Origin of the sequence: Aeromonas sp. s2, assembly GCF_040907935.1 — a bacterium.
GTDB lineage: Bacteria > Pseudomonadota > Gammaproteobacteria > Enterobacterales > Aeromonadaceae > Aeromonas > Aeromonas dhakensis.
In genome coordinates, this window is the sequence record NZ_JBFOCR010000018.1 from 1 (window position 1) to 25623 (window position 25623).

The following is a 25623-nucleotide window of genomic DNA, read 5'->3' on the forward strand; positions in this document are numbered from 1 at the left end:
TCAGAAGTGAAACGCTGTAGCGCCGATGGTAGTGTGGCATTCGCCATGCGAGAGTAGGACACTGCCAGGCACCCAATTAAACGGTGATGTGAAAGACATGACCGGCTGCGAGGATGACACCTCAAAAACAAGCAGCAACAGCTTTAGCGAAAGCTAACCGAATGCGGAGCGGTAGTTCAGTCGGTTAGAATACCGGCCTGTCACGCCGGGGGTCGCGGGTTCGAGTCCCGTCCGCTCCGCCACTAAATTGAAAGGCCTTCCCTGACGGGAAGGCCTTTTTGCTATCTGGCTTTTGCAAACGGGATGAGGAAACAAGAGACAACCGCCAGGGCTGCTACTTGCCACTGGCAACTCGGTCTCTGTCTGTTGTCCTTTGTGCTTGAGCCGGACTCTGTCCGTCTCCCCGTCCGCTGTGCCACTAACAAGAAGCCCAGTCGACAGACTGGGCTTTTTTTCGTCTTATTTTCCCCGGATTACCTCTTTTCTCCTTACTCACTTCAGTAAAACACGCAGAGCCAGACGGTGGTCATGTCGGGATGGGTCCACTCGACCCTGTGCTTCTGGCGGGCAGGGATATTGATGTGATCCCCCGGACCCTGCTGGATCAGCTGCTATCTTTGTCTCTCTTGCCTGCAATGATATTAGGGGAGAAGGGCACTCCACTGAGTGTCCTGGAAGACTGCAGAGCGCCTCTATGCTCCGTCACGCATACGAAGTGCAGTTTGAATGCCTTGGTGCTTCTTTCAGGCCTTGAGAGAGGTCTTGTCGAAAGACTCAGTCAAGGCATGGGCGAGAGTGACGAGCAGCAGGAACAAGCGCAGGGAAGTGGCATGCACAACATCTGCAGCGTAAGTGATTTGATTGGGTTGCATCTAGTAAAAAGCGCAAAAAGAAAGGCTATGTCCCAATTACGTGTTGTATGGGGTGCCCTAGCGCCTCATGCAAACACATCTTGGTATTTACCTCCCTGCCGTAACGTTCCAGCATCCTGCGCCAGCCCAGATAATTCCTCAGGTAATGGGTCGCCACGCCATGGAATCGCTCCATCCACCCCTTCAACCGCCGGTGATATCCGTTCACATGCTGGATGTGGTATGCCCCGCGCTTGGCTGAAACTGGCATACACCCCTGCACCATCACTGCAGAGCACTGCATCGGGCGCGATGAGTGGCTGCAACACCGCTTTCACCGTCTGCGCATCCAGCCTTTCCAGCTGAAAGTCGGCTTGATGGCCCGCCCTGTCCTGCACCACCATCACCGGGATGTAATCCCGCCCGGTCCCCCGGGTGCGCCCTTTCCCGCCACGATGTCTTGCCGGGCGAGGCAACCCTCGCTGCCCCTTGAACGATTCGAGGAAGAAGGTTTCATCCACTTCCACGATGCCTTCTTCCCGTGTTGCCTGGTGGTTTGCCATCGCCTTCAGGAAGCGGTGACGCCACAAGAAGGCGGTGTTCTTGCAAACACCGCATCGGACGGCGGCCTGGCGGACAGTGAGCCCCTCAATGAGGGCCTGGGCGTAGTCCTCCCAATGCTCAGCCTTACGTAATCTGGCCAAAGGCGTCTTGGTGAGGAGGGAGCTGGTTCGCCGACACTGCTTGCAACGGTAACGACGCAGCCCACGGCTCCAGCCCCAGGGGGCTAGCTGGGTGGCATCCGCCTGACAGTGGGGACAGCCGCAGCATGTGGGTAACTGGGCATGGAGGGACGTAATCGGGTGTGGAGCGGCGAGCTCATGCTGAGCGACACGGCGCTGACGCAGAGTAAGTAATGGAAAGAGGGACAACAGGTGTTGGAAGGCTGGGGTATCCATGATGGAGGTCCTCATGGTGATGACCTACTTCCAGATTAGCCTTCCAACACATAATTGGGACAGCGCTAAAAGAAAAGGGGACGGCAGCTGCCGTCCCCTCGAGTCATTTCGTCCAGTCCCTGAACTGCAACGCTCCCTGCAATCCCTGACTTTATCCTGATCCTTCGGAATATCCCCTTCCCAATCCGTTGAGGTGTCCTGTGGCCATCCTAGCCTGGCAATCGATCCTGATTGCTGCACTCTCTCCATCCTGGAGGTGTCCGTTACCACATCCCGTGGTGTTCCTTGCGTCATCCTGACAGATAACCATCCGGGTTATCTCGCTTCATCCTGAAGCTGTCCTGCTCGCCTCCGGCGAGGTTCCTGTTCGTCCTGAAGAGCAACCATCCTGCTGCTCTGCCTCATCCCGAGGTGTCCTCAACCACGTCCCGCGGTGTCCTGTATTCCCTTTGATAACCATCCTGGCTATCGGCCTCATCCTGAGGTGTTCCCTGCCCACGTCCTGTGGTTTATTCCCTGCTTATGCGCTGCTTCTGCATCCTGCCGAATCAGCTTCGTCCTTGTGAGACCCATATTAAGGGAACCAGAGGGCAGAACAAGGGAGGATCCGGCGTTGTCGGCGTGATGGGAGCGCTTAAACGATCATGCTTGTGATAATAAATTCATATTAATCATGGTGTTAGTTTGTTTCATAGGAAAGCATAAGGATTCAAAGATGGCTTCGCGTACGGTTCGACACAGTGGCCTCTTACAGCGGCGATGGCTGATCTCTCACACGCAAAAACAGGGCGAAAACGATGGTAAAAACAGGCTCAATTCGGAGGGTAAGGCTTAAAAATTAGTTGAATAAATATGCTCAAAAAGAATACAAAAAGCCGGGCTTGGCCCGGCTTTTTGAGAAGGTGTCAGCTGACGCGGCTACCCGGTGTCGGATATGCCTTGCGCAAGGATTCTGGCGCCAGCACTTCCAGGTTCCCGCTCATGTTGTTGAGCCAGGTACGGAACTCCGGAGTGTCCTGCACTTCGGTTTCCACCACCACGCTGCGCTTGTCGTAACGGGTCATGCGCGGGTTGTGGCCGGGGATCTGGCCGTCGACCAGGGTTGGGCAGTTGGCATCGATGCGGCCGACGAAGCGGATCGGCCCGCTGACATCCTGGTACCCCTGATCGCGGATCAGTTTCTGGATATTGAAATCCTTCGGCTGGGTCGCGCTGAAGTTGGTCAGCTCCACGTTCTTGATGTGGTCGAACGGGATGCCGTAGACCTTGGGATCCAGCTCGGACAGGGTGCAGAGCAGGGTCGGCCCCTCCGCCTGGTTCAGAATGCCGAGCGGATTGATGCGGTCATAGCAGAGCCACACGGTGCGCTCCTTGATGACACGCTGGATCTCGGCGCTGAACTTGCGGCCACGCCACAGAGCATCGCGGATCAGGGTGCTGCGGCGGATCTCCGGGTTGCCGGCAAACGGGCGCGGTGACTGGTGCACGCTTTCGAGCCAGCGTTCCGCCAGTTCGCTCTGGCTGTCACGGATCACCTGGCTGGCCTTGTCGACCAGCGGGTTCAATTCGGTCAGGACACTGGCGGGCAGCAGCTGGCTGGCCTGGTCGCTCCAGGTTTTCAGCGCCACTGCCAGCGACAGCGGCATGATGTTGGCAAAATCGTTGAGGCCATGGCGCTCGAAGCACCAGCCGTGTGGTTTGCTGCGTTCATCCGAGGTGAGATCGAACAACCCCATGCCGGACATCTCTTCCAGGTCCCGTTGCACGGTACGCAGACTGACATGAATGCCTTCTTCTTCCAGTTTTACCTGGAGTTGGCTGGCGGTCAGCTTGTAAGGGCGGTGCGGGATGCAACGCGCCAAGGTCAGTTGTCGTAACAGCTTCTTACTCATGGTGCATGCCTTCACTGGTTTAGCGTTGAGTGTATCCTAGCCATGCCTTGCGACAGTCTATGTCGCAAGTTTTGCTGCGACAACTGTCGCCATTTTCATACAAACCAAGCTAACTATATGATCACAAAAGAGAACGCTCTCTTTTCTGGCAGCAATTGAGGCTAAAAAATGATGAAAATTCGCCAAATGAAAGTGCTGTCTTACGGATTTGGTGCAGAAGAAAAAACAGAAATGATGGGTAAGCGCAGAATATGATGTGGAGGAGAGGGCTCTCCTCCACCGGGCGGGGATTTTTGCTGTCGGATCAGGCCAACCAGGACCAGGCCGACTTGGTGATGGCGGCGCCCACCATATAGCCGAATACCGCCAGGGCAGCGAGGCCGGCCACCAGCTTCTGACTGCGCGCAGGGCGCTTGAGCGCCATGACGCCGAGGCCGATGTAAACCACCAGCGCGATCAGCTTGGCCATCAGCCAGGGCTGCTGACCCGGGCTCATCTGCAGGGTCACCGCCAGCACTACCCCGAACAGCAACAGGAAGGTGTCGTTGACATGGGGCAGGATCTTCAGCCACTTCTGCTGCAGGCGGGCACTGCCCCCCAGGGCTAACAGCCAGCGATAGAGGAACAACAGCACGCTGACCAGCGCCAGCGTCATGTGCAGGTGTTTGAGCAGGGGGTAATAGGCAATCATATTGCTTCCTTGTCGTTGTCGGGCAGACCGCTGTTCCAGTTGTGGGCGTGAATGCGCTCCTGTCCTTCCTGATCGTCTTGCAGCAGATCGGAGAGGATGTCCCGGTATTGCAGGCTCTTGTTGATATAGGTGTGTTCGTCGTCCAGGTAGTTGACCTGCTCCCGCAGCAGCCAGTTGTCGTGCTGCTTGAAGGTCTGCCCGGCCCGCCAGGCCTGGTTGGCCCGAAAACCGAGCTGGGTCAGGGCTTCCACCCCCAGATCCACGGCGGAACCCAGGGTTTCCCGATACACGCTGCCCACGCCCTGGCGCAGGATCTCGTGAGCGTGGGGACGATCCTGGGCTCGCGCCAGTATCTTAAGGTGCGGGAAGTGTTTCTTCACCATTTCAATCACTTCGAGTGACGTCGCAGGGTCGTTGATGGAGAGCACCAGCAATTTAGCCTTGTGGGCACCGGCGGCGTGCAGCAGGTCGAGCCGGCTGGCATCCCCGTAGAACACCTGATAGCCATACTTGCGCAGCATCTCGATCTGGCTGGCATCCTGCTCAAGGATGGTGGTACCTATGCCGTGACCGTGCAGCAAGCGTCCCACGATCTGACCGACGCGGCCGAAGCCGGCGATGATCACCGGGTGCTCCACCAGCTCCGGCTGCTCGTGCTGCGGGACCTCGCTCTGGTTGCGATAGTCGAACCAGGGCTGGATCACCCTATCGTTGAGGATCAGCAGCAGCGGCGTCAGCGCCATGGAGAGCGCCACCACCAGGGTCAGCAGGGCGATGGTGTCTCCCGGCAACACCCTGTTCTGGGCGGCGAACGAGAACAGCACGAAGGCGAACTCCCCCCCCTGGGCCAGCGCCAGCCCGAAGGTCCAGCGCTGGCTCGGCGAGATGCGGATGATGAAGCCGAGCGCCATCAACACCAGCCACTTGAGCAGCATCAGGCCGACCACCAGGGCCGGGATCAGCAGCGGATGTTCGGCAAACAGCCCGAAGTTGATACCGGCGCCCACCGACATGAAGAAGAGGCCGAGCAGCAGCCCCTTGAACGGCTCTATGTCCGCCTCCAGCTCGTGGCGATATTCGCTGTCCGCCAGCACTACGCCGGCGAGGAAGGAGCCGAGAGCGGGGGAGAGGCCGACCGACTCCATCAGCACGGCGATGGCGATCACCAGCAGCAGGGCAGCGGCGACGAAGATCTCCCGCATGTGGGACTGGGCGATGGCGCGAAACACCGGGCGCATCAGGTAATGACCACCCAACACTATGCCGGAGATGGCGGCCACCACCAGCAGGCCGTGTTGCCAGCCGGCCAGCTCCGAGCTGCCGCTGCTGGCCACCGGCGCAATGGCCAGCAGCGGCAGGATCGCCAGGATGGGGATGACGGCGATGTCCTGGAACAGCAGCACGGCGAAGGCGGAGCGGCCGCTCTCGCTCTGCATCAGTTTGCGCTCCTGCAGGCTCTGCAGCACGATGGCGGTGGAGGAGAGCGCCAGGATGAGGCCGATGGCCAGCCCTTGTTGCCAGGGCAGGCCAATGAGGTGGGCCACGCCGGTCAGGGCTGCCGTGGTGAGCAGCACTTGCAGGCCGCCGGTGCCGAGAATGGGCCCCTTCAGCTGCCACAGCAGCGCCGGCCTGAGCTCCAGCCCGACCAGAAACAGCATCAGCACCACCCCGAACTCGGCGAAGTGCATCACATCTTTTTGCTCACCCACCAGCCCCAACAGGAAGGGGCCTATGATGATCCCCGCCAGCAGGTAGCCGAGCACGGATCCCAGCCCCCAGCGCTTGGCCAGCGGCACCGCGATCACCGCTGCTGAGAGGTAGATGAAGGCATCGAACAGCAAACCGTGTCCCATCAGCGGATCCTCCGCGTCGTGGTGGAGGCCGATGAAGGCAGGCCGGGACTACGCCCGGAGCGGGTTCGGGTCATGGGAGTACCTCCAGCAGATCGCGCAGATAGGGGCTGCCGCCGAGTTGTTCCGGGGTCAGCTGCTCGTCGCGCAGGGCGCACAGCAACTGGCGATAGTCCTGGCCGCAGCGGCGCAGTGCCTCCGGGTCCCGGATCTTGTGAAAGGAGTGCAGCACGAACGGGGGCAGCCAGCTCATGCCACACAGCTGGGCCGTCTGCTGAAAGGGGAGCAGGAAGTCGAGCAGCGGGCGCTGGTTGTAGCCGGCGCTGCAGTAGGATTCGGGGGCACCACCGGTGGTGATGGCCGACAGCCACTGCTTGCCGTTGAGGGCGTGGGCTTCCGGGCCATAGGCGTAGCCGTACTCCAGCACCAGATCCATCCACTCCTTCATGATGGCCGGACAGGAATACCAGTAGAAGGGGTGCTGGAAGACGATGATGTCGTGTTCAGAGAGCAGGGCCTGCTCCCGCTTCACGTTGATGAACATGTCCGGGTAGTGCAGATAGAGGTCGTGCAGGGTGATGCCCTCCAGCCCGTCGATGGCCTGCAGCAGCTGCTTGTTGGCCCGGGAGCTCTGCAGCGCCGGGTGTGAGAAGATGACCAGAATGCGTTTCATGGGGTCCTGACCTGAAGAGGAGTGGATGCCGGCAAAAGATGCATTGCGCAGCGACGTTAGCAAGAAGCGCCGTGGCCCGCCAGCTCCGGGATCAGCTCGCGCAGCGCCGGATTGAGGGTCTGGTGGGCGGGATAGCAGAGGCCGATGCGCCGGAACATCCGGGGCCCGCTCACGGGCACGGTGCACAGACTCGCCTCGTCCTCCACCAGCCCGTCCGGCAGGAAGCTGATGCCGACCCCGGCCAGTACCAGCGCCATCACCAGCCCCTTGCTCTCTGCCTTGGCCACCAGATTGAGGGTGAGCCGGTCACAGGCCAGCAGGCCTATGGTCTGCTGATGGGCCTCGCAGGGTGGGCACTCAATAAAATCATAATGTTGCAGCTCGGCCAGTTCTAGTTGCCGGCGGCCGGCGAGGGGATGGTCGCTTCGCACGCACAAGACATAGTCCTCCTCCCACAGCGGCAGAAAGATCTCGTCCTCCCGGCGCAGGGCATCCAGGGTCAGCCGACAGTCGGCAGGCGTCCCGTAATCGGAGAGGGTGAGATCCAGCTCGGGCAGCACCGCCTGCACCTGCTGCAGCAATCCCGCCAGCCGGCGCCGGCTCAGGTCCGGCATGATGGCAAGATTGAGCCGCGCACGCGTCGCCTTCTGGCGAAACAGCTCGGGCAGACGGCGCGCCTCCTCCACCAGCTTGACCGCGTGGGGATAGAGGTAGTGGGCCGGGTCCTTCGCCTCCACCCCCTTCTTGCCCCGAATGAACAGGCTGTCACCCAGGGTCTCTTCCAGCTGGCGCAGCCCCGCCGAGAGGGAGGGCTGGCTGACGTGGCAGCGTTCGGCCGCCGCCGTGATGTTCTTCTCTTCATAGATGGCGATGAAGAAACGCAGCAGTCTCAAATCCAGCATAAGCCCAACCATAGTTTTTTCAGATGATAACCAGCGGAAAACAATATTTATCACTGATGGATGCAGTGACTATAGTGATCCCGTTCCGTGCTGGCCAGCCGCTTGTTTGCTCAAACCGACTCTTGAATCAGAAGGAAAACATCATGTCCAAGCCTCTCGTCGTGATCACCGGTGCCTCCGCCGGGATCGGTGCCGCCATCGCCCGCGCCTTCTCCGCTGCCGGCCATCCGCTGCTGCTGCTGGCCCGCCGGGTCGAGCCCATGCAGGCGCTGGGCCTGTCCGATACCCTCTGCATCGGGGTCGACGTGACCGACACCACCGCCATGAAAGCCGCCATCCAGCAGGCCGAGGCGCAATTCGGTCCGGTCGGCTGCCTGGTCAACAATGCCGGCGTCATGCTGCTGGGCCAGGCCGACGTGCAGGATCCGGCCGAGTGGCAGCAGATGCTCAACATCAACGTGATGGGGGTATTGAACGGCGTTCACGCCGTGCTGGCCGGGATGAAGGCGCGCCGCAGCGGCACCATCATCAACATCAGCTCCATCGCCGGTCGCAAGACCTTCCCGAACCATGCCGCCTACTGCGCCACCAAGTTCGCGGTACACGCCCTGACCGAGAACATCCGGGAAGAGGTGGCCGATGTCGGCGTGCGGATGGTGACCATAGCACCGGGCGCGGTGGAGACCGAGCTGCTCAGCCACACCACGGACGAGAGCATCAAGGCCGGCTACCACGACTGGAAGGATCAGATGGGAGGCGTCATTGCGCCCGAGGTGATCGCCGAGGCCGTGCTCTATGCATGGAACCAGCCGGCCAATGTCTGCGTGCGCGAGATCGTGCTGGCGGCCACCCGTCAGCAACCTTGATGGAGGCTGACTGGAAGAGGGGGGAGGGCTTGACCCTCCCCCTGGGCCAGGGGTTACCATAGGCCACCTTTCGTCAATGAGTCGTCTCATGGTTCTGACCCGTCGCCAACTCGCTCGCGCCCGCCGCTGGCTCCCCCTGTGGAGTCTGCTGATGGTGCTGATGTCGTTTGGCAGCCGGGCGGCGACCGATCTCTGTACCCTGACGCCTCATTGCAGCCAGAGCGAACGCACCCTGGAGAAGGCCATGCCCTGCGGCAGCTTCACCTCGGCGCTCGCCATGACGGTGCTCAGCAGTGACAGCCTGACGGTTGCCATGCTGGAACCAGACTCCCCGGATTTCATCTCCCCTTCCCAGTTCATGCCGGATGTCCCGACCGACCGGCTGGAGCGTCCTCCCCGCACCCTGGCTTGAATCTGACCCCCGTTTCCGGGCATGTTTCATTCAATCTGAGGTGAGTTATGTACAAATCCCTGCTACTGGCCGTGCTGGCCGGTACCGTCAGCTTTTCTGCTCTCGCGGCCGAGAAGATGACCGTCTACAAATCCAAGTACTGCGGCTGCTGCCAGGCCTGGAACAAGCACATGGAAGAGAATGGCTTCGAGCTCGAGGTCATCGAAACCGAACAGCTTGCACCGGTCAAACAGCAGTACGGCATCACTCCGCAGCTGGCCTCCTGCCACACCGGCGTGGTCAACGGCTATGTGATCGAGGGACACGTGCCCGCCGCCGATGTGCAGAAACTGCTCAAGGAAAAACCGGCGATCCGCGGCCTGACCATTCCGGGCATGCCCCAGAGTGCGCCGGGCATGGATATTCCGGGTCAGCCCTATCAGGTGCTGAGCATCAGCAATGAGGGCGCGACCAGGGTCTGGTCGAGCTACCCCGGCTGATGAAGACTGGCCGTGAGCAGACACACTTCCATCATGTGAGGCACACCTGAGCGAGCCCGTGTCGCTCACGGTCAGGTATGGGGGCCGCCATCGCGAGATGGCGGCCCTTTTACATCCCGGCGCGGGAGAACTTGCAACTGAAGGCGACAAGGGGCAGATTGGTCCCCTGTCCAAGGAGCCAAGGCTCAGGTCCGCCAACCCTTTTAAAGCGCAAAGGATGCGACATGTTCACCTTTTCCCGAGGGCTTCTGCTGCTGGCTTGTCTGGCCGCCGTTCCCTGTTCATATGCCAATGATGAGTCCGCCATGCCCACACGCGACACCCAGATCCAGCCTCCCGTGGCCGCCAAACACCCCCATGCCCTGAAAAAACACGGGGATACCCGGGTCGACAACTACTACTGGCTGCGCGATGACGAGCGCCAGAAACCCGAGGTGCTGGCCTACCTGGAGGCCGAAAACGCCTACACCGACGCCATGCTCAAACCGGTCAAGCCGCTGCGCGACCAACTCTATCAGGAGATGGTGGCCCGCATTCCCCAGCAGGACGAGTCGGTGCCCTATGTGAAGAACGGCTATCGCTACCAGACCCGCTACGAGCCGGGCAAGGAGTACGCCATCTATTCCCGCAGCAAAATTGGTGAAGAGGCTACAAGCCTGCTGCTGGACGGCAACCAGCGTGCCGAGGGCCACGAGTTCTACGCCCTGGGGGCGCTCGAGGTGAGCCGCAACAACCGCTGGCTGGCGGTGGCGGAAGATTTCCTCTCCCGCCGCCAGTACCAGATCCAGTTCTTCGATCTGGAGAGCGGCAAGTGGGCCACCGACACGCTTCCGAATACCTCCGGCAATCTGGTGTGGGCCAACGACAGCAAGACGGTGTTCTACGTGCGCAAGCACCCCAAGACCCTGTTGCCCTACCAGGTCTATCGCCACGAGCTGGGCACGGATCCCGCCAAGGATACCCTGGTCTACGAGGAGAAGGACGACACCTTCTATGTGAGCCTCTATGCCACCACCTCGGAAGATTTCATCGTCATCGCCCTCTCCAGCACCACTACCGGCGAGGCGCGCCTCATCGATGCCAACGTGCCGACCCAGGCGCCGCGGCTGTTCCTGCCGCGCCAGGTGGATCACGAGTACAGCCTGGATCACTACCGCGGCCGCTTCTATGTGCGCTCCAACAAGGACGGCAAGAACTTCGGCCTGTACGAGACCAAAGAGAGCCCGGTGGAGCGCTGGAAGGCGGTGATCGCCCCCAATCCGGATGTACTGCTGGAGAGCTATGCCCTGTTCAAGGAGTGGCTGGTGCTGGAGGAGCGCAGTCAGGGGCTGACCCGGCTGCGCCAGGTCAACTGGCAGAGCGGCGAGCAGAAGGAGATCGCCTTCGACGATCCCGCCTATGTCACCTGGCTTGCCTACAACCCGGAGCCGGACACCAGCGCCCTGCGCTATGGCTACTCATCCATGACCACGCCGTCTTCCACCTACGAGCTCGACCTGAACAGCGGCAAGCGCACCCTGCTCAAGCAGCAGCCGGTGGCGGGCTTCAAGGCCGACCAATATGCCAGCGAGCGGCTCTGGATCACCGCCCGTGACGGCGTGGCCGTGCCGGTGTCGCTGGTCTATCGCAAGGACCAGTTCAAGAAGGAGGGGACCGGCGCAGGCACCAATCCGCTGCTGGTCTACGGCTACGGCTCCTATGGCGCCAGCATGGATCCGGACTTCAGCAGTGCCAGGCTGAGCCTGCTGGATCGCGGCTTCGTCTACGCCATCGCCCACATCCGGGGTGGCGAGGAGCTGGGTCGCCACTGGTATGAAGATGGCAAGCTGTTGAAAAAGCAGAACACCTTCAACGACTTCATCGACGTGACCGAGGCGCTGGTGGCACAGGGCTATGGTGCCAGGGATCAGGTTTACGCCATGGGCGGCAGCGCCGGCGGGCTGCTGATGGGGGCCGTCATCAACCAGGCGCCCCAGCTCTATCGCGGCGTGGTGGCCCAGGTGCCCTTCGTCGACGTGGTCACCACCATGCTGGACGAGTCCATCCCCCTCACTACCGGTGAGTACGACGAGTGGGGCAATCCGAACCAGAAGCGCTACTACGACTACATGAAGGCCTACAGCCCCTACGATCAGGTCAAGGCGCAGGCCTACCCGAATCTGCTGGTCACCACAGGCCTGCACGATTCCCAGGTGCAGTATTGGGAGCCGGCCAAGTGGGTGGCCAAGCTGCGGGAGCTGAAGACGGATGATAACAAGTTGTTGCTGAGTACCGACATGGACGCCGGCCACGGCGGCAAGTCGGGCCGCTTCAAGGCCTACGAGGATATCGCACTGGAGTTTGCGTTTATCCTGGATCTGGCCAAGCCAAAAGCATAAGTCACCAAGGTTGCAGCCCTTGCCAGACAAGGGCTGCAAAAGAATCTCCTTTCCCTCTTCCCGACAGCCGTCCGGTAGCACAACCAATTAATCTTCGATCGGCAAATTAATGATCGGCTTCAAATTTCTGGCGACCGATATCCTTCATTTTGTGTTTTTGTTTGATTTATGTTGGCGCCGTGTGCTTAATCGATGCCGTTATAACTCTTTAATTGGCCCCCTCGGTGCCAATTATCTCTGGTTGGCATGAAGCCGACTGTCTCACCACAGGATGCTGGTGGCTTTTTGGGGAACGCTGGTCGTTCACCCATTTCCTCATCGCGAGGTCACGGACGACCGCCGACGCAGCACGGCGGTTTGTCTTGCATTCGCCCGTGGAACGGGCGAGCTGAATCAATCAAAAAGGATGAACAACATGAAAGGATTATCCCTGGCGTGTGCCTTGTCGGCAGCTCTGGTCGGTGTCTCGTTTGGTGGTCCGGTACAGGCGCAGGAGCGCTTCGTGACCATAGGTACCGGCGGTCAGACCGGTGTCTACTACGTGGCGGGTCAGTCCATCTGCCGCTTCCTCAACCGCGGCGCTGCCGATCACCAGATCAAGTGCAACGCCCCGGCCAGTGGCGGCGGTGTTGCCAACGTCAACGGCATCCGCTCCGGCGAGTTCAACTTCGGCATCATGCAGTCCGACCACCAGTACAAGGCGATGAAGGGCGTCGAGCCGTTCAAGGCCGAGGGTCCGATGGATGACATCCGCGCCGTCTTCTCCCTGCAGAGCGAAGTGTTCACCATCCTGGCCCGCAAGGACGCCAAGATTGCCGGCTTCGACGATCTGAAGGGCAAGCGTGTCAACATCGGCAACCCGGGCTCCGGCCAGCGCGACACCTTCGAAGAGATCATGACCGTCAAGGGCTGGGACAAGTCCGTGTTCAGCCTGGTCTCCGAGCTCAAACCCGCCGAGCAGGCCTCTGCCCTGGGTGACAACAACATCGACGCCATGAGCTACTTCGTTGGCCACCCCAACGGTGCCATCCAGGAAGCCTCCACCACCACCGACACCGTGCTGGTGCCGGTGACCGGCCCCGAGATCGACAAGCTGCTGGCCGAGAAGAGCTACTACAGCAAGGCCGAGATTCCGGGTGGTCTGTACAAGGGCAGCCCGAACCCGACCCCGTCCATCGGTGGCAAGGCCGTACTCTCCACCAGCGCCAAGGCCGATCCGGAAGTGGTCTACCAGCTGGTCAAGTCCGTGTTCGACAACCTGGATCGTTTCAAGCGCCTGCACCCGGCCTTCGCCGACCTGAAGGAAGCCGACATGATCAAGGTGGGTCTCTCCGCCCCGCTGCATGAAGGCGCGGTGCGCTACTACAAGGAACGTGGCTGGATGTAATCCGGTTGCGGTTTCGGATGTGCCCCAGACTCGCTCCTCCCTCGGGGGGGCGAGTCTCATTTATTGCAGTACCAACAGAGCCACACTATGCAGCAAACACAACAACAAGAGGCGCTCTCGGCCGAGGAGCTGATCGCCCAGGATGTGGGAGCCCGCCTGCCGGTGGGCACCATGAGCTGGATCATCGCGGGTCTTGCGCTGATCTGGTCCCTGTTCCAGCTCTGGATCGCTTCGCCGCTGCCGTTCTCTCTCGGCATCGGTGTTCTCAACGACACTGAAACACGCTCGATTCACCTGGCTTTCGCCATCCTGCTCGCCTATCTGGTGTTCCCGGCCATGCGCAGCTCGCCGCGCGACCGCGTGCCGCTCGGTGACATCGCCCTTGGCCTCATCGGCGCCGCCGTCGCCAGCTACCTGTTCATCATGTATGAGCAGCTGGCCCAGCGCCCCGGCAACCTGACCACCATGGACTTCGTGGTCGCCTGTATCGGCATTCCGCTGCTGCTGGAAGCCGCCCGCCGTGCCCTCGGCCCGGCCCTGGCGGTGATCGCCATCGTCTTCCTGGCCTACAGCCTGGCCGGCCCCTGGATGCCCTCCCTGCTGGCGCACCGTGGGGTGAGCCTGCACGCGCTGGCCAACCACCAGTGGATCACCACCGAAGGGGTGTTCGGCATCGCCCTCGGGGTCTCCACCAGCTTCGTCTTCCTGTTCGTGCTGTTTGGCGCCCTGCTCGAGCGCGCCGGTGCGGGCCACTACTTCATCCAGCTCGCCTTCAGCCTGCTCGGCCACCTGCGCGGCGGCCCGGCCAAGGCGGCCGTGGTGGCCTCGGCCCTGACCGGCGTCATCTCCGGCTCCTCCATCGCCAACGTGGTGACCACCGGCACCTTCACCATCCCCATGATGAAACGGGTCGGCTTCTCCAAGGAGAAGGCCGGCGCGGTGGAAGTGGCCTCCTCGGTCAACGGCCAGATCATGCCCCCGGTCATGGGCGCCGCCGCCTTCCTGATGGTGGAGTACGTCGGCATTCCCTACGTCGAGATCATCAAGCACGCCTTCCTGCCGGCGGCGATCTCCTACATCGCCCTGCTCTACATAGTGCACCTCGAGGCGCTCAAGCTCGGCATGCAGCCCATTGGCAACCGTCAGCCGCGCCCCTGGCTGCGTCGCCTGACCGGCTTCGCCTTCGGTGCCGCTCTTATCAGCGGCCTCTCCATGGCAGTCTACTATGGTCTGGGCTGGCTCAAACCGACGCTGGGCGACTACGCTCTGCCGGGGATCAGCGTGCTGCTGGCCGCAGCCTACCTGGGACTGCTGAAGATCGCCGCCAGCAACGAGCCGTTGCCGTCGGAAGATCCGGACAAGCCGCTGGACGATCTGCCCGAGACCCGCGCCGTGCTGCTCTCCGGCCTGCACTTCCTGCTGCCGGTGGTGGTGCTGGTGTGGTGTCTGATGGTGGAGCGACTCTCCCCCGGCCTGTCGGCCTTCTGGGGCTCGGTGATGCTGATCATCATACTGCTGACCCAGCGCCCGCTGCTGAACTGGCTGCGCACCGACGGCAAGCATGACTACGGCAGCTTCACCGACGGCGTGGTGGATCTGCGCGAAGGGTTGATCGCCGGTGCCCGCAACATGATCGGCATCGGCATCGCCACCGCCACCGCCGGCATCATAGTCGGGGCCGTCTCCCAGACCGGGGTCGGCCTGGTGCTGGCGGATCTGGTGGAGTTTCTCTCCATGGGCAACCTGCTGCTGATGCTGCTGCTGACCGCCCTGCTGAGCCTGATCCTCGGCATGGGCTTGCCCACCACCGCCAACTACATAGTGGTGTCGAGCCTGCTGGCACCGGTGATCGTCACCCTGGGGCAGCAGAACGGCCTTATCGTGCCGCTCATCGCCGTGCACCTGTTCGTCTTCTACTTCGGCATCATGGCCGATGTGACCCCGCCGGTGGGGCTGGCCTCGTTCGCCGCGGCCGCCGTCTCCAAGGGGGATCCCATCAAGACCGGGATCACGGCGTTCTACTACAGCCTGCGCACCGCGGCGCTGCCGTTCCTGTTCATCTTCAACACCGACCTGCTGCTCATCAACGTGGACTTCGCCCACGGCGTGCTGATCTTCATCGTGGCCACCATCGCCATGCTGATCTTCGCCGCCGCCACCCAGGGCTACTTCCTGGTGAAGAGTCGCTGGTACGAGAGCGTGCTGCTGCTGCTGGTGGCCTTCACCCTGTTCCGTCCCGGCTTCTGGATGGACATGCTGCACGACCCGTATCGCGACGCCGCGCCGGCCGAGCTGGCCCAGACCATGGGTCAGGTGGAGGCCGAGAGCACCCTGCGCCTGCGAATGGAAGGGGAAGATGCGGTGGGCAAGTTGCGCCGCTTCACCGTGCTGCTGCCGGTGCCGGATGGTGCGAGCGGTGAGGATCGTCTGACCAAGCTGGGGATCCAGACCTATGAGCAGGACGGCAAGATCCTGATCGACAGCGTCACCTTCGGCAGCCAGGCCGCCGAGCTGGGGCTGGAGATGGATCAGCAGATCCTGAGCGTCAAGGCGCCCACCGAGCGCTGGCCCAAGGAGCTGATGTGGCTGCCGGGCTTCCTGCTGTTCGGTGCCGTGATCTGGCTGCAGCGGCGCCGTCAGGCACGCTGATCCCGCACCCAATAAAAACGGCGCCACGATGGCGCCGTTTTTATTTACCCCGTGTGGGGTTATTCCTGCGGAGCTTGCTTTTGCGGCAGGTTGAAAGGCTGTTGCTTCACCTGGCTCAGTTCCGGCTGCTCTCAAACCTATTCAACGCGGCACATCATGATATCTATACGGGCCGCGGGAGGGCTTATTCTTGCGGATCCTGCTCCTGCAGCAGGCTCAGGGTCTGTTGCTCCACCTGGCTCAATCCCAGCTGCTCGCAGGCTTGCTCAAAGCTGATTCCCAGGTGACACATCATGATGTCTGATACCGGGAGGGCTTATTCTTGCGGATCCTGCTCCTGCAGCAGGCTCAGGGTCTGTTGCTCCACCTGGCTCAATCCCAGCTGCTCGCAGGCTTGCTCAAAGCTGATTCCCAAGTGACACATCATGATGTCGATGGCGGGCAGATAGTTTCTCATTGCTTCTTCCATGGTGATCCTCCGAACCCGTTCCTTATGCCCGAACCGGGTGGACGGGACAATTAGACTTTAGGCGTAGAGTGCTCGTTTGCTGAGCGCCTCTGCCACTGGCCGGGGGAATTTGTTACTCTCCCTGTCAGCAAGAAGATGTTGCCGTATGACTGCGAGCGACACGTGAGGAGCAGGGCATGTTATTGAGTTTCTTGATCATCGCATCGGGCTGGTGGCACATTCGTGCGGCCTACGGCTCAGACTCCCGTCAGTTCTACATCAGCAAGCCGCTGACCATGCTGCTCATCATAGCGCTGGCGTTCGGCTATCAGGGCTATGACCACGACGGCTCCCACGCCTGGATCCTGCTCGGTCTCTGCCTGTCGCTGGCCGGCGATGTGCTGCTGATGCTGCCGAGCGACCGCTTCATCCAGGGGTTGGCGGCATTTCTTGTCGCGCACCTCTGCTACATCGTCGGCTTCGCCCAGGGGCCGCTGGTGCTGAACCTGGTGGATGGCCTGCTGTTGCTGCTGGTGGCCGGCATGGTGTTCGGCCTGTTGTGGGGCAAGCTCGGGGAGATGAAGATCCCCGTCTTCTGCTACATGCTGGTGATCATCGGCATGGCCTGGGTGGCCGCCGGTGCCTGGCACGCCTCCCTCACCGCCGGCAGCGCCGCTGCCCTGGTGGGGGCGCTGATGTTCCTCTTCTCCGACAGCATGCTGGCGCTGGACCGCTTCCGTCGCCCCTTCCCCCATGCCACCGCCTGGGTGATGAGCAGCTACTTCGCCGCCCAGTTCCTGATCGCCGCCTCGCTGGCGGGTTGACCGGCGGGCCGCAATAAAAAACGGGCCTGCCGGCCCGTTTTGCTACTCCCTTCTCACTCTTTTCACGCCTCGACCGGTTCGGCATCCGGCGCCCTCGGGGCCGGCTGCTTGAGCAGCAGCATCAGGGCGCTGGCGATCAGCAGGAAGATACCCATCACGAAGAACACCTGGTTGTAGGCCATGATGGCCGCCTCGCGGCTGATGGTGTTCGACAGCATGGCCTGAGCCTGCAGACGGGCCAGCTCGGGGCCGGAGCCCTGGGCCATCATGCTCTGGGCCAGCTGCAGCAGATAGGCCTGTCCCTCTATGCTGGTGGCGGCCAGGGTACTGCCGATCTGGCTGACGTGGGTGCGGGTATCGTTGTCGATCAGGGTCGCTATGATGGCGATGCCGAAGGCCCCCCCCAGGTTGCGCAGCACGTTGAGCAGGGTGGAGGAGGAGGGGATCTCGTCCGGCGTCAGGCTGGCGGTCGCCACCAGGGAGAGCGGCACCATGATGAAGGGTTGTCCCAGCGCCCGCACGATGAGCGACTGGATCAGCTGGGGCCCGGCGTAGTCCGCGCTCATGTTCATGTTCATGAAGCAGCTGACGGCGAACACCAGAAAACCGAAGCTGACCAGATAGCGCGGGTCTATCTTGTGGGTCAATTTGGGCACCAGTGGCAGTACCAGCAGCTGGGGCAACCCCATCCACATCAGCACCTCGCCGATTTCCAGCGCGTTGTAGTTGTGGATCTGGGTCATGTAGAGGGGCAGCACATAGATGGAGCCCATCAACGCCATGCCGAGTACCAGGTAGGCGAAGCAGGCCAGCGCGAAGCGCGGGTTGTGCAGCAGCCGCAGGTTGACCAGCGGGTGGCGGCGCAGCAGCTGGCTGATGACGAAGAACACCAGCGCCACCACCGAGATGACGGTGAGCCGCACGATGAAGCTGGAACCGAACCAGTCCTCCCGGTTGCCCTCTTCCAGCACCACTTCCAACAGGCCAAGCCCCACCGCCATGGTAAGGATGCCGATGAGATCCACCCGCTTGATCACTTCCCAGTCCACCGGCTTCTTGTCCAGCCCGTGGGCCAGCATGGCCATCACCAGCAGTCCCGGCGGCACGTTCAGGTAGAAGATGTAGTGCCAGGACATCTGCTCGGTCAGCCAGCCGCCCAGGGTCGGGCCGATGGCGGGGGCGAAGGTGGCGCACAGGCCGAACAGCGCCATGCCGGTGGCTCGCTTGTGCAGCGGCAGCAGGCTGACGATGAGGGAGAAGGCCATGGGGATCAGCGCCCCGCCGGTGAAGCCCTGCAGCGCCCGAAAGACGATCATGCTGGTGAGGTTCCAGCTGAACGAGCAGAGCACGGAGGCGACGATGAAGGCGCCTGTGGTCCACAGCAGGTAGCGCCGCACGCTCAGCCCCCGGCTCAACCAGCCGCTCAGCGGGATGGCGATCATCTCCGCCACCAGATAGGAGGTGGAGATCCAGGAGCTCTCGCTCAGGGTGGCCGACAGAGCCCCCTGAATGTCCTTCAGGGAGGCGTTGGTGATCTGGATGTCGAGGATGGCCATGAAGGCGCCGATGAGGCCCCCCATGACCGCGATCCAGTTGCGGCGTGGTATGGCGTCCATCAGTTGGCGGCGACCACGGGATCAGGGCTGCGGGTGTCGACGATCACCTCGGTGGAGAGGCCCGGCAACAGCTTGCCTGCCAGCGGCCCCGGCTCCGGAATGCGGATCTTGACCGGCACCCGTTGCACGATCTTGGTGAAGTTGCCGGTGGCGTTCTCCGGCGGCAGCAGGGCGAACTTGGCACCGGTGGCCGGCGCCAGGCTGTCGATGATCCCCTCGACCGGCTGATCCGGATAGGCATCCAGGATCACCTCCACCTTCTGGCCGGGCTGCATGTGGAGCAGCTGGGTCTCCTTGAAGTTGGCCTCGACCCACACCTGCTGCAGCGGCACCAGGCTGGCCACCTGCATGCCGGACTGGACGTAGAGCCCGGCCCGCAGGCTGCGCTTGCCGATGATGCCGTCGGCCGGTGCTCGCAGCTCGGTATAGGCCAGCTCCAGCTTGGCCTGCTCCAGCTGGGCGGCGCTCAATGCCAGCTTGGCCTGGTTCTGCTTGGCCTCGGCATCCAGCACCAGCAGCCGCTCGCGGGCGGCCTGCAGGGCCGCTTTGGCCTCCTGCTCCTGGGCCTGATTGACCTGCAGGCCGGCACGCACCTCGTCCAGGCTGTCCTGGGAGCTGTAGTGGCGCTGGTTGAGCTGGCTGACGCGGCGCACCTGCTGCTGGGCCCGCACCTGTTCGGCATTGGCCGAGCTGACCTTGGCCTCGGCCTGGCGAATGAGGCTCAGCTGCTGGGTGCGGGTGGCGGCGAGATTTTCCGCCGTCGCCTGGTTGAGACGCAGGTCGGCTTCGGCTTCGGCCACCTTGGTCTTGTACTCCCGGTCGTCGAGACGGGCGATGAGCTGGCCGGCCTTCACCGGCTGGTTGTCGGTCACCAGCACTTCGCTGATGTAGCCGGAGAGCTTGGAGCCGATGCCGGTCACCTCGCTCTGCAGGTAGGCGTTGTCGGTACTCTCGAAGTAGCGGCCGTGCAGATACCAGTAACCGGCAAACAGCAGGCCGAGCAGGGCCAGTATCATGGCGGCCAGCAGGGGGATCTTCTTGTGTTGACTCATGTGGGGGATTCCTGAACTTAAGAGAGGCAGGCTAACACTGGCCAACTGTTTCGATTAGTATCCATTTATGAGATATACAGTTTCACTGGTGCAACAATGGATCTGAACGCTGCATTGATTCTAGTGCGGATCGTCGACAAGGGTTCCTTCACGGCGGCTGCCCAGGAGCTGGGCATGACCAAGGCGACGGTGAGCCGGCGCATCGCCGAGCTGGAGCAGCGCCTTGGCGTGCGGCTGCTCTACCGTTCGACCCGCCAGCTCACCCTCACCGAGGCCGGCGAGCAGTACTATCTGCGCTGCAGCAAGGCGGTGGATGAGCTGGCCCAGGCCGAGCTGATGGTGAGCGCCAGCCAGCAGGAGGTGACCGGCACCCTCAAGCTGGCAGTGCCCATCGAGGCAGGGCAGCTGGTGGTAGGCAGGCTGGTGGCGGAGTTTCTGCAGGCCTATCCCGGCCTGCAAGTGGAGCTGGAGCTGACCAATCGCATCGTGGATCCCATCAACGAGGGGCTGGATGCGATCGTGCGGATCGGCGACATGAGCGACTCGAACCTGGCAGCACGGCGGCTGTGGAGCAATGCCCGCCTGATCTGTGCCAGCCCGGCGTACCTGGCGCGCAGCCCCGCCATCACTCATCCCGAGGATCTGGTGCAACATGAACGGGTGGCGGTGACCAGCGGCTTTCTGGCCTCGCACTGGTGCTTCGAGCGGGATGACAAGGAGGTGCTGGTTGACCCTCCCTCCCGCTTTCGGGTTAATAATATAACCTGTGCCCGAGAGGCGGCGAAGGCAGGGCTGGGGATCGCCTCTCTGCCCGCCATGCTCTGCCACGATGAGCTGGCGAGCGGGACCTTGGTGTCCGTGCTGCCCGAGTGGCAGCAGCCTCGGGTGCCGATTTACCTGTTGTTTCCGGAGCGGCGGCTGATGCCGCGAAAATTGCGGGTGTTCATCGATTTCATCGTGGCCAAGGGGGCCGACTACGGCATAGACACCCTGCTGTAGCCGGCCAGAGCCGGTGCCGTGGTAACGGCATCGCGGGGGATCTGAGGGGGAAGACATGGATCACTGGATCAATCTGTATCGGGCTTCCCATTCGCTGGAGGCCCACGCCCTGAAAGGGGCGCTGGAAGTGGAAGGAGTGCCGGTGCGGCTCAATGGCGAGGCGCTGTCGGGCGCCCTGGGCGAACTGCCGGTGGACATGCTGCAGGTGACCCTGATGGTGCGCGAGCAGGATCGCAGCAAGGCGGGGCGGGTCATCGAACGCTATCAGCAGCGCCAGGGCAACGGCTGGCTGTGCGGTCAGTGCGGGGAGGAGAACGGCGCCAACTTCGATGTCTGCTGGCGCTGCCACCACGATCCCCACGAAAATTAATCGCTCGCCCTGCCTCAGCGCAGGGTGAAGTCGATGTCCTCCCCCGCGCTGGCGTCGTGATAGGTCGCCAGATCCAGCTCCCGCTCGCTGCGGGCAATCAATACGGAAACCAGAATATCGCCGGAGACGTTGACCGTGGTGCGCGCCATGTCGAGGATCCGGTCGATCCCGGCGATCAGTGCCACCCCCTCCAGCGGCAGTCCCACTGCGGTCAGGGTCAGCGTCAGCAGCATCAGGCCGGTGCCCGGCGTGCCCGCCGTGCCGATACTGGCCAGGGTGGCGATGCTGATGATGGTCAGGTAATCCACCAAGTGCAGATCCACCCCGAAGGCCTGAGCCACGAACAGGGCAGTCACCCCCTGATAGAGGGCGGTACCGTCCATGTTGATGGTGGCGCCGATGGGCAACACCTTGGCGGTGATGGCGGGGGAGACCCCGAGCCGGCGCTCGGCGCAGGCCAGGCTGATGGGCAGGGTGCTGTTGCTGGAGCTGCTGGTGAAGGCCACCGCCTGGGCATCGACGATGCTCTTGAAGTAGTGCAGCGGATTGAGGCGGGCCAGCAGGATCAGCAGGCTGCTGTAGACGCCGAGCACGTGCAGCAGGCAGCCGAGGTAGACGGCGCCGATCACCTTGAGCAGCGGCAGCAGCAGGCTCATGCCGTACTTGCCGGTCATCCAGGCCATCAGGGCGCAGACACCGTAAGGGGCCAGCGCCATTACCATCTGGGTCAGCTTGAACATCCCCTCCGCCAGCGAGGTGAAGAAGAGGATGGCGGGGCGGCCGCGCCGACCGGTGGCGTTGAGGGCGAGGGCGAGGGCCACCGCGAACACGATCACCTGCAGGATCTTGCCATCCACCATGGCCTGCACCGGGTTGCGCGGCACCAGGTGGCTCAGCACGCTGGCCAGGGTGGGGGACTCCGCCATGCCGACCCGCTCATAGGGCCCCATATTGGCGCCCATGCCGGGTTCCAGCAGCCAGCCCATCATCAGGCCGATGCAGATGGCGACGGCGGTGGAACAGAGGTAGAGGCCGATGGCCTTGCCGGCGATGCGGTCGAGGGCCTTGCCCTTGAGCAGCGAGGTGAGACCGGCGATGACCGAACAGAAGATGAGGGGCACCATCAGCATCTGGATGGTGTTGACGAACAGCACGCCAATGGGTTTGAGCAGCAATGCCTGTTCGCTGAAAACGGCGCCGAGCCCGATCCCCGTCAGCATGCCGAGCAGGGTCTTCAACCAAAGCGGACGGCGGGTCCAGATCCGCCAGGGTTTGAAAGCCAGTCCATGGAACAGCATGACGCCAATGTCCTTATATTCGGTCTGCGGTGGCAAAAAGGGGCGTTAGTGTAGCCATCCCCTGCTCAGGTTGCCACATTATCGACAAAGCCGTGACCATCACCAGTGCGGGGGCAGGGAAATCGGCAATTTGTTGGCCTATATCAAGGTCGCTGGCGGTGGGGCAGGATTTAATAGGCATCAAATATGTCTATTCAAGAGGTTTGCAATGACTCAATCGGTACACGGTCACGAAGTGATGGAGATGATGCTGGCGCAGGGCGGCCAGTTCACCCGGGCCAGCCTCAAGCAGGCCATCGACGCACGCTTCGGGGCGGATGCCCGTTTCCACACCTGCAGCGCCAGCGAGATGGATGCCGAGGCCCTGATCGACTTCCTTGCCAAACGCGGCAAGTTCATCGAATCGGCGCAGGGTTTCCAGACCCGCGCCGACAAGATCTGCAACCACGGTTGATCCCCGCCGGCGAGCGCCTGCCGCGCTCGCCGAATCCCGCCGCCTTTGTTATATTCGCCCTCTTTCCCCTCCTCTGTTGAAGGCTTGGTCTGGGCGTTGTATGGATACTTTCTCCGCTGCCGTCATGTTGTTTCTGATCATGGATCCGCTGGGCAACCTGCCGGTCTTTCTGTCGATCCTCCGTCATATCGATCCCAAGCGACGCCGCAAGGTGATGATGCGGGAGCTGCTGTTCTCGCTGGTGATCATGATGGCCTTCCTGTTTGTCGGGCAGCAGATCCTCAATTTCCTCAACCTGCGCCAGGAGGCGGTCAGCATCGCCGGCGGCATCATACTGTTCCTCATCGCCATCAAGATGATCTTCCCGAGTGAAGGGGGGGTGACCGGGCTGGCCGCGGGGGAGGAGCCCTTCTTGGTGCCCATGGCGATCCCCATGATTGCCGGCCCCTCGATCCTGGCCTCCTTGCTGTTGCTGGCCAACCAGGAGCCGACCCGGATGGCGGACTGGTCGCTGGCCCTGCTGATGGCCTGGGGCGCCAGCGCCGTGATCCTGATGTTCTACGAGGTTTTCAACAAGCTGCTGGGTGAGCGAGGGCTCACCGCGGTGGAGCGGCTGATGGGCATGCTGCTGGTGATGATCTCGGTGCAGATGCTGCTCGACGGGGTGCACCACTACCTGGCGGTAACCGGTCAGAACTGACTGGCCGGCATGCCAACAAGCAAGACACGGGGCTCGATGAGCCCCGTTTTTTTGCTTGTGATCCGGCGTTGTGGCTATGAGGCAGCCTGCGGCTGCCGACGGGGCCGGCTTGCTCTGCCTGGCTCACGGCCCAGCGCCTGTATCAGGACGGTTCGGCAGCAGTGCGCTCCAGTTTGCTCATGATCAGGGCCAGCAGGGTTTCCCGCAGCCAGCGGTGGCCAGGATCCTCCTCGTGGCGCTGATGCCAGATCAGCAGGTGGGAGATGCTGTCGAGGGCGATGGGCAGCGGCAGCGGTACCAGCGGGTAGACCTGGGTGGCATGGCGGGCGTAGAGCCGGGAGAGGGTCACTATCATGTCCGAGTGCATGCCCATCCGCAGCGCCGCTTCGAAGGAGGGGACGGTCGCCTCGATGCGGCGGTAGAGATCCTGCTCCGCCAGCTTGTGATCCAGCATCCAGCGGTCGCGCCCCTCGCAATAGGTCTGCACGTGGGGATAGGCCAGGTAGCGGGTGAGATCCCATTCGGGTTCGTGCAGGGCAGGGTGGTCGTGCTGCACCAGGCAGGTCAGATCGTCGATGGCGAGCAATCGCTGGCAGATGGCGTTGGGCAGGGTGTCGAGCCGAAAGTCCGAGTTGATGCAGTTCTCCCGCACCGTGAAGGCGATGTCCACCTGGCCCTGGCTCATCTCGGTCAGGCTGTTCTCGGTCCACTCCTCGTAGCGCAGCCGGATGCCGGGTGCCTGCCGTTTCAGCTCGCTCAGGTAGAGCGGTGCGAACAGGGTAAAGGCGCTGTCCATGCTGGCGATGACGAACTCCCGCTCGGTGGTGGTCGGATCAAAATCCGGTGGCTGGATCAGGTTGTCCAGCGACAGCAGGATCGGCTGCAGTTGCTGCTGCAGGCTGAGGGCGCGTGCGGTGGGTTCCAGCCCGTAGGCCGAGCGCACGAACAGGGGATCATCGAAGGTTTCCCGCAGCCGGCCGAGCGCCTTGCTGACGGCAGACTGGCTCAGATGCAGGCGACGGGCCGCCCGGCTGCCGTTTCGTTCTTCCAGCAAAACTTGCAGGATTATCAATAGATTGAGGTCAATACGCCCCAGCTGTTCCAGCAACATGATATGAATCCTCTTCAATTCTTAGATGAATTTATACCATTTGTTTTCATATCTAGGCGAACTTATGCTCGAAACGTCTCTCGCCTTCAATGGCGGCTGGTACAGGATGTAGTGGTTGAGGGGACAAGTAGCATCAAGCAATACGGCGGCCTTCGGGTCGCCGTATTTTTTGGTGATTTATTTGCAAACTTGCGCCTGTCTTGATTTTGCCCAACAATCTTTGCGCCTTCTTTTGATACAAACGATCGGTATCTATCAGTCAGGAGTATCCCTATGGGACTCGGTGGAATTCATATCTGGCATTTGTTGATCCTGCTTGTCGTCGTGGTCGTGGTGTTTGGCAGCAAACGCCTGGCCGGCGCCGGGGAAGATCTGGGCACCGCCATCAGGGATTTTCGTAAAGCCTTGCGTGACGATGAATCACAGCCGAAATAAGTGGGAGTTGAATGATGTCCGTAGAAGAGAAAGTGGAATTGAACGAGACCTGTGACAGCTGCGGCTGCTTCGCCGAAATTGGCACCATCATCGGCGAGGGTGACGATGTGATGGAACTGGTGATCGAGGCCGCCGAAGAGGCCGACGCCCGCGCCAAGCTGGCCGCCTACGAGGCGCTGGCCAAGCAGGTCACCGCCGAAGCCAAGAGCAGCAGCGAACTGAGCCAGGGCGCCAACGGCGTGATCCTGAAAGCCCGCCTGCAATTCACCTGCACCGCCGAAAAACTCATTTTCGAGATGCGTGCCCGCTCTATCTGAGCCCCCTGAA

Annotated in this window: 23 protein-coding genes, 1 tRNA gene and 2 pseudogenes; 14 read left to right on the plus strand and 12 right to left on the minus strand. The window is 61.9% G+C overall.

Features of this window, described 5'->3' with window-relative positions; translation table 11 throughout:
* Nucleotides 1-165 precede the first annotated feature (165 nt).
* Nucleotides 166-242: transfer RNA gene (locus tag AB5Y81_RS14350), tRNA-Asp, on the plus strand.
* Between the two features lie 255 nt (nucleotides 243-497).
* On the opposite strand, the pseudogene AB5Y81_RS14355 reads toward AB5Y81_RS14350, so the two are convergent.
* The 7 genes and pseudogenes from AB5Y81_RS14355 to AB5Y81_RS14385 all read right to left on the minus strand — a co-directional run.
* Nucleotides 498-620 (minus strand): annotated as a pseudogene (locus AB5Y81_RS14355) (phosphoribosylaminoimidazole carboxylase); the annotation flags it as partial.
* Between the two features lie 277 nt (nucleotides 621-897).
* Nucleotides 898-1810 (minus strand): annotated as a pseudogene (locus tag AB5Y81_RS14360) (IS1595 family transposase).
* Between the two features lie 905 nt (nucleotides 1811-2715).
* Nucleotides 2716-3702, minus strand: coding sequence for a YafY family protein (locus AB5Y81_RS14365; RefSeq protein WP_005308002.1), 987 nt, complete (start codon nucleotides 3700-3702; stop codon nucleotides 2716-2718).
* A gap of 304 nt (nucleotides 3703-4006) precedes the next feature.
* On the minus strand, nucleotides 4007-4393 hold the full coding sequence (locus tag AB5Y81_RS14370) for a SirB2 family protein (protein WP_010635416.1): 387 nt from the start codon (nucleotides 4391-4393) through the stop codon (nucleotides 4007-4009).
* A complete protein-coding gene (locus AB5Y81_RS14375) occupies nucleotides 4390-6246 on the minus strand; it encodes a monovalent cation:proton antiporter-2 (CPA2) family protein (protein ID WP_279485002.1) in 1857 nt (618 codons plus the stop codon). The genes AB5Y81_RS14370 and AB5Y81_RS14375 overlap by 4 nt, the downstream gene beginning before the upstream one ends.
* 70 nt (nucleotides 6247-6316) lie before the next feature.
* A complete protein-coding gene (locus AB5Y81_RS14380; RefSeq protein WP_005308007.1) occupies nucleotides 6317-6916 on the minus strand; it encodes an NAD(P)H-dependent oxidoreductase in 600 nt (199 codons plus the stop codon).
* 56 nt (nucleotides 6917-6972) lie between these two features.
* Nucleotides 6973-7818 carry a LysR family transcriptional regulator gene (locus AB5Y81_RS14385; protein ID WP_042005462.1) on the minus strand — a complete coding sequence of 282 codons (846 nt, stop codon included), beginning with the start codon at nucleotides 7816-7818 and terminating at the stop codon, nucleotides 6973-6975.
* 143 nt (nucleotides 7819-7961) lie between these two features.
* Here AB5Y81_RS14385 and AB5Y81_RS14390 point away from each other — a divergent pair, with 143 nt between their 5' ends.
* The 6 genes from AB5Y81_RS14390 to AB5Y81_RS14415 all read left to right on the plus strand — a co-directional run bounded on the left by AB5Y81_RS14390 (nucleotide 7962) and on the right by AB5Y81_RS14415 (nucleotide 15989).
* Complete coding sequence (locus tag AB5Y81_RS14390) at nucleotides 7962-8684, plus strand: SDR family oxidoreductase (protein WP_042005463.1); 723 nt, start codon at nucleotides 7962-7964, stop codon at nucleotides 8682-8684.
* Nucleotides 8685-8772: 88 nt separating this feature from the next.
* Nucleotides 8773-9096: a hypothetical protein gene (locus AB5Y81_RS14395; protein ID WP_042005464.1), complete on the plus strand. Its 324-nt coding sequence runs from the start codon at nucleotides 8773-8775 to the stop codon at nucleotides 9094-9096.
* 47 nt (nucleotides 9097-9143) lie between these two features.
* Complete coding sequence (locus AB5Y81_RS14400) at nucleotides 9144-9575, plus strand: DUF411 domain-containing protein (protein WP_005308011.1); 432 nt, start codon at nucleotides 9144-9146, stop codon at nucleotides 9573-9575.
* A gap of 224 nt (nucleotides 9576-9799) precedes the next feature.
* Nucleotides 9800-11953, plus strand: a complete 2154-nt coding sequence (locus tag AB5Y81_RS14405; protein ID WP_042005466.1) for an oligopeptidase B — start codon at nucleotides 9800-9802, stop codon at nucleotides 11951-11953.
* Between the two features lie 415 nt (nucleotides 11954-12368).
* Nucleotides 12369-13340, plus strand: a complete 972-nt coding sequence (locus tag AB5Y81_RS14410) for a TAXI family TRAP transporter solute-binding subunit (RefSeq protein ID WP_005308013.1) — start codon at nucleotides 12369-12371, stop codon at nucleotides 13338-13340.
* Nucleotides 13341-13427: 87 nt separating this feature from the next.
* The gene (locus AB5Y81_RS14415) at nucleotides 13428-15989 is read left to right on the plus strand and encodes a TRAP transporter permease (RefSeq protein ID WP_017764709.1); all 2562 of its coding nucleotides are present in this window, start codon (nucleotides 13428-13430) and stop codon (nucleotides 15987-15989) included.
* Nucleotides 15990-16305: 316 nt separating this feature from the next.
* Here the strand turns inward: AB5Y81_RS14415 and AB5Y81_RS14420 are convergent, their stop codons facing one another.
* Nucleotides 16306-16446, minus strand: a complete 141-nt coding sequence (locus tag AB5Y81_RS14420) for a hypothetical protein (protein ID WP_010635406.1) — start codon at nucleotides 16444-16446, stop codon at nucleotides 16306-16308.
* A gap of 188 nt (nucleotides 16447-16634) precedes the next feature.
* Here AB5Y81_RS14420 and AB5Y81_RS14425 point away from each other — a divergent pair, with 188 nt between their 5' ends.
* Entirely contained in the window at nucleotides 16635-17261 is a 627-nt protein-coding gene (locus AB5Y81_RS14425) for a lysoplasmalogenase (RefSeq protein WP_005308018.1), read from the plus strand.
* Between the two features lie 62 nt (nucleotides 17262-17323).
* Here the strand turns inward: AB5Y81_RS14425 and AB5Y81_RS14430 are convergent, their stop codons facing one another.
* Both AB5Y81_RS14430 and AB5Y81_RS14435 read right to left on the minus strand, forming a co-directional pair.
* On the minus strand, nucleotides 17324-18877 hold the full coding sequence (locus AB5Y81_RS14430) for a DHA2 family efflux MFS transporter permease subunit (RefSeq protein ID WP_017764707.1): 1554 nt from the start codon (nucleotides 18875-18877) through the stop codon (nucleotides 17324-17326).
* The gene (locus AB5Y81_RS14435; RefSeq protein WP_139398719.1) at nucleotides 18877-19929 is read right to left on the minus strand and encodes an HlyD family secretion protein; all 1053 of its coding nucleotides are present in this window, start codon (nucleotides 19927-19929) and stop codon (nucleotides 18877-18879) included. Before AB5Y81_RS14435 ends, AB5Y81_RS14430 begins: the two co-directional genes overlap by 1 nt.
* 96 nt (nucleotides 19930-20025) lie before the next feature.
* Here AB5Y81_RS14435 and AB5Y81_RS14440 point away from each other — a divergent pair, with 96 nt between their 5' ends.
* Entirely contained in the window at nucleotides 20026-20928 is a 903-nt protein-coding gene (locus tag AB5Y81_RS14440; RefSeq protein ID WP_279485001.1) for a LysR family transcriptional regulator, read from the plus strand.
* A gap of 55 nt (nucleotides 20929-20983) precedes the next feature.
* Nucleotides 20984-21298: a DUF2007 domain-containing protein gene (locus AB5Y81_RS14445; protein ID WP_005308027.1), complete on the plus strand. Its 315-nt coding sequence runs from the start codon at nucleotides 20984-20986 to the stop codon at nucleotides 21296-21298.
* 14 nt (nucleotides 21299-21312) lie between these two features.
* On the opposite strand, the gene AB5Y81_RS14450 is transcribed toward AB5Y81_RS14445, so the two are convergent.
* Nucleotides 21313-22596 carry a dicarboxylate/amino acid:cation symporter gene (locus AB5Y81_RS14450; protein ID WP_024942741.1) on the minus strand — a complete coding sequence of 428 codons (1284 nt, stop codon included), beginning with the start codon at nucleotides 22594-22596 and terminating at the stop codon, nucleotides 21313-21315.
* A 208-nt stretch (nucleotides 22597-22804) separates the two neighbouring features.
* On the opposite strand from AB5Y81_RS14450, the gene AB5Y81_RS14455 reads away from it, so the two are divergent.
* Both AB5Y81_RS14455 and AB5Y81_RS14460 read left to right on the plus strand, forming a co-directional pair.
* On the plus strand, nucleotides 22805-23050 hold the full coding sequence (locus tag AB5Y81_RS14455; RefSeq protein ID WP_164465058.1) for a YecH family metal-binding protein: 246 nt from the start codon (nucleotides 22805-22807) through the stop codon (nucleotides 23048-23050).
* Nucleotides 23051-23150: 100 nt separating this feature from the next.
* Nucleotides 23151-23750 carry a YhgN family NAAT transporter gene (locus tag AB5Y81_RS14460; RefSeq protein ID WP_010635400.1) on the plus strand — a complete coding sequence of 200 codons (600 nt, stop codon included), beginning with the start codon at nucleotides 23151-23153 and terminating at the stop codon, nucleotides 23748-23750.
* A 142-nt stretch (nucleotides 23751-23892) separates the two neighbouring features.
* Here AB5Y81_RS14460 and AB5Y81_RS14465 read toward each other — a convergent pair whose 3' ends face one another.
* Nucleotides 23893-24861: a LysR substrate-binding domain-containing protein gene (locus AB5Y81_RS14465; RefSeq protein ID WP_065017352.1), complete on the minus strand. Its 969-nt coding sequence runs from the start codon at nucleotides 24859-24861 to the stop codon at nucleotides 23893-23895.
* 273 nt (nucleotides 24862-25134) lie between these two features.
* Between AB5Y81_RS14465 and tatA the strand changes: the two genes are divergently transcribed.
* Both tatA and AB5Y81_RS14475 read left to right on the plus strand, forming a co-directional pair.
* Nucleotides 25135-25296, plus strand: a complete 162-nt coding sequence (gene tatA, locus AB5Y81_RS14470; protein ID WP_005308036.1) for a twin-arginine translocase TatA/TatE family subunit — start codon at nucleotides 25135-25137, stop codon at nucleotides 25294-25296.
* Between the two features lie 14 nt (nucleotides 25297-25310).
* Nucleotides 25311-25613, plus strand: a complete 303-nt coding sequence (locus AB5Y81_RS14475) for a YfcZ/YiiS family protein (RefSeq protein ID WP_005308037.1) — start codon at nucleotides 25311-25313, stop codon at nucleotides 25611-25613.
* Nucleotides 25614-25623: the final 10 nt, after the last annotated feature.

What these genes read in the sequence shown, in the direction of transcription:
- AB5Y81_RS14370 (WP_010635416.1), bottom strand. Translation starts at nt 4,393, where the DNA reads ATGATTGCCTATTACCCCCTGCTCAAACACCTGCACATGACGCTGGCG.
- tatA (WP_005308036.1), top strand. Translation starts at nt 25,135, where the DNA reads ATGGGACTCGGTGGAATTCATATCTGGCATTTGTTGATCCTGCTTGTC.
- AB5Y81_RS14435 (WP_139398719.1), bottom strand. Translation starts at nt 19,929, where the DNA reads ATGAGTCAACACAAGAAGATCCCCCTGCTGGCCGCCATGATACTGGCC.
- AB5Y81_RS14450 (WP_024942741.1), bottom strand. Translation starts at nt 22,596, where the DNA reads ATGCTGTTCCATGGACTGGCTTTCAAACCCTGGCGGATCTGGACCCGC.
- AB5Y81_RS14425 (WP_005308018.1), top strand. Translation starts at nt 16,635, where the DNA reads ATGTTATTGAGTTTCTTGATCATCGCATCGGGCTGGTGGCACATTCGT.
- AB5Y81_RS14420 (WP_010635406.1), bottom strand. Translation starts at nt 16,446, where the DNA reads ATGAGAAACTATCTGCCCGCCATCGACATCATGATGTGTCACTTGGGA.
- AB5Y81_RS14440 (WP_279485001.1), top strand. Translation starts at nt 20,026, where the DNA reads ATGGATCTGAACGCTGCATTGATTCTAGTGCGGATCGTCGACAAGGGT.
- AB5Y81_RS14365 (WP_005308002.1), bottom strand. Translation starts at nt 3,702, where the DNA reads ATGAGTAAGAAGCTGTTACGACAACTGACCTTGGCGCGTTGCATCCCG.
- AB5Y81_RS14475 (WP_005308037.1), top strand. Translation starts at nt 25,311, where the DNA reads ATGTCCGTAGAAGAGAAAGTGGAATTGAACGAGACCTGTGACAGCTGC.
- AB5Y81_RS14465 (WP_065017352.1), bottom strand. Translation starts at nt 24,861, where the DNA reads ATGTTGCTGGAACAGCTGGGGCGTATTGACCTCAATCTATTGATAATC.
- AB5Y81_RS14455 (WP_164465058.1), top strand. Translation starts at nt 22,805, where the DNA reads ATGACTCAATCGGTACACGGTCACGAAGTGATGGAGATGATGCTGGCG.
- AB5Y81_RS14405 (WP_042005466.1), top strand. Translation starts at nt 9,800, where the DNA reads ATGTTCACCTTTTCCCGAGGGCTTCTGCTGCTGGCTTGTCTGGCCGCC.
- AB5Y81_RS14430 (WP_017764707.1), bottom strand. Translation starts at nt 18,877, where the DNA reads ATGGACGCCATACCACGCCGCAACTGGATCGCGGTCATGGGGGGCCTC.
- AB5Y81_RS14400 (WP_005308011.1), top strand. Translation starts at nt 9,144, where the DNA reads ATGTACAAATCCCTGCTACTGGCCGTGCTGGCCGGTACCGTCAGCTTT.
- AB5Y81_RS14445 (WP_005308027.1), top strand. Translation starts at nt 20,984, where the DNA reads ATGGATCACTGGATCAATCTGTATCGGGCTTCCCATTCGCTGGAGGCC.
- AB5Y81_RS14380 (WP_005308007.1), bottom strand. Translation starts at nt 6,916, where the DNA reads ATGAAACGCATTCTGGTCATCTTCTCACACCCGGCGCTGCAGAGCTCC.
- AB5Y81_RS14410 (WP_005308013.1), top strand. Translation starts at nt 12,369, where the DNA reads ATGAAAGGATTATCCCTGGCGTGTGCCTTGTCGGCAGCTCTGGTCGGT.
- AB5Y81_RS14375 (WP_279485002.1), bottom strand. Translation starts at nt 6,246, where the DNA reads ATGGGACACGGTTTGCTGTTCGATGCCTTCATCTACCTCTCAGCAGCG.
- AB5Y81_RS14390 (WP_042005463.1), top strand. Translation starts at nt 7,962, where the DNA reads ATGTCCAAGCCTCTCGTCGTGATCACCGGTGCCTCCGCCGGGATCGGT.
- AB5Y81_RS14415 (WP_017764709.1), top strand. Translation starts at nt 13,428, where the DNA reads ATGCAGCAAACACAACAACAAGAGGCGCTCTCGGCCGAGGAGCTGATC.
- AB5Y81_RS14395 (WP_042005464.1), top strand. Translation starts at nt 8,773, where the DNA reads ATGGTTCTGACCCGTCGCCAACTCGCTCGCGCCCGCCGCTGGCTCCCC.
- AB5Y81_RS14460 (WP_010635400.1), top strand. Translation starts at nt 23,151, where the DNA reads ATGGATACTTTCTCCGCTGCCGTCATGTTGTTTCTGATCATGGATCCG.
- AB5Y81_RS14385 (WP_042005462.1), bottom strand. Translation starts at nt 7,818, where the DNA reads ATGCTGGATTTGAGACTGCTGCGTTTCTTCATCGCCATCTATGAAGAG.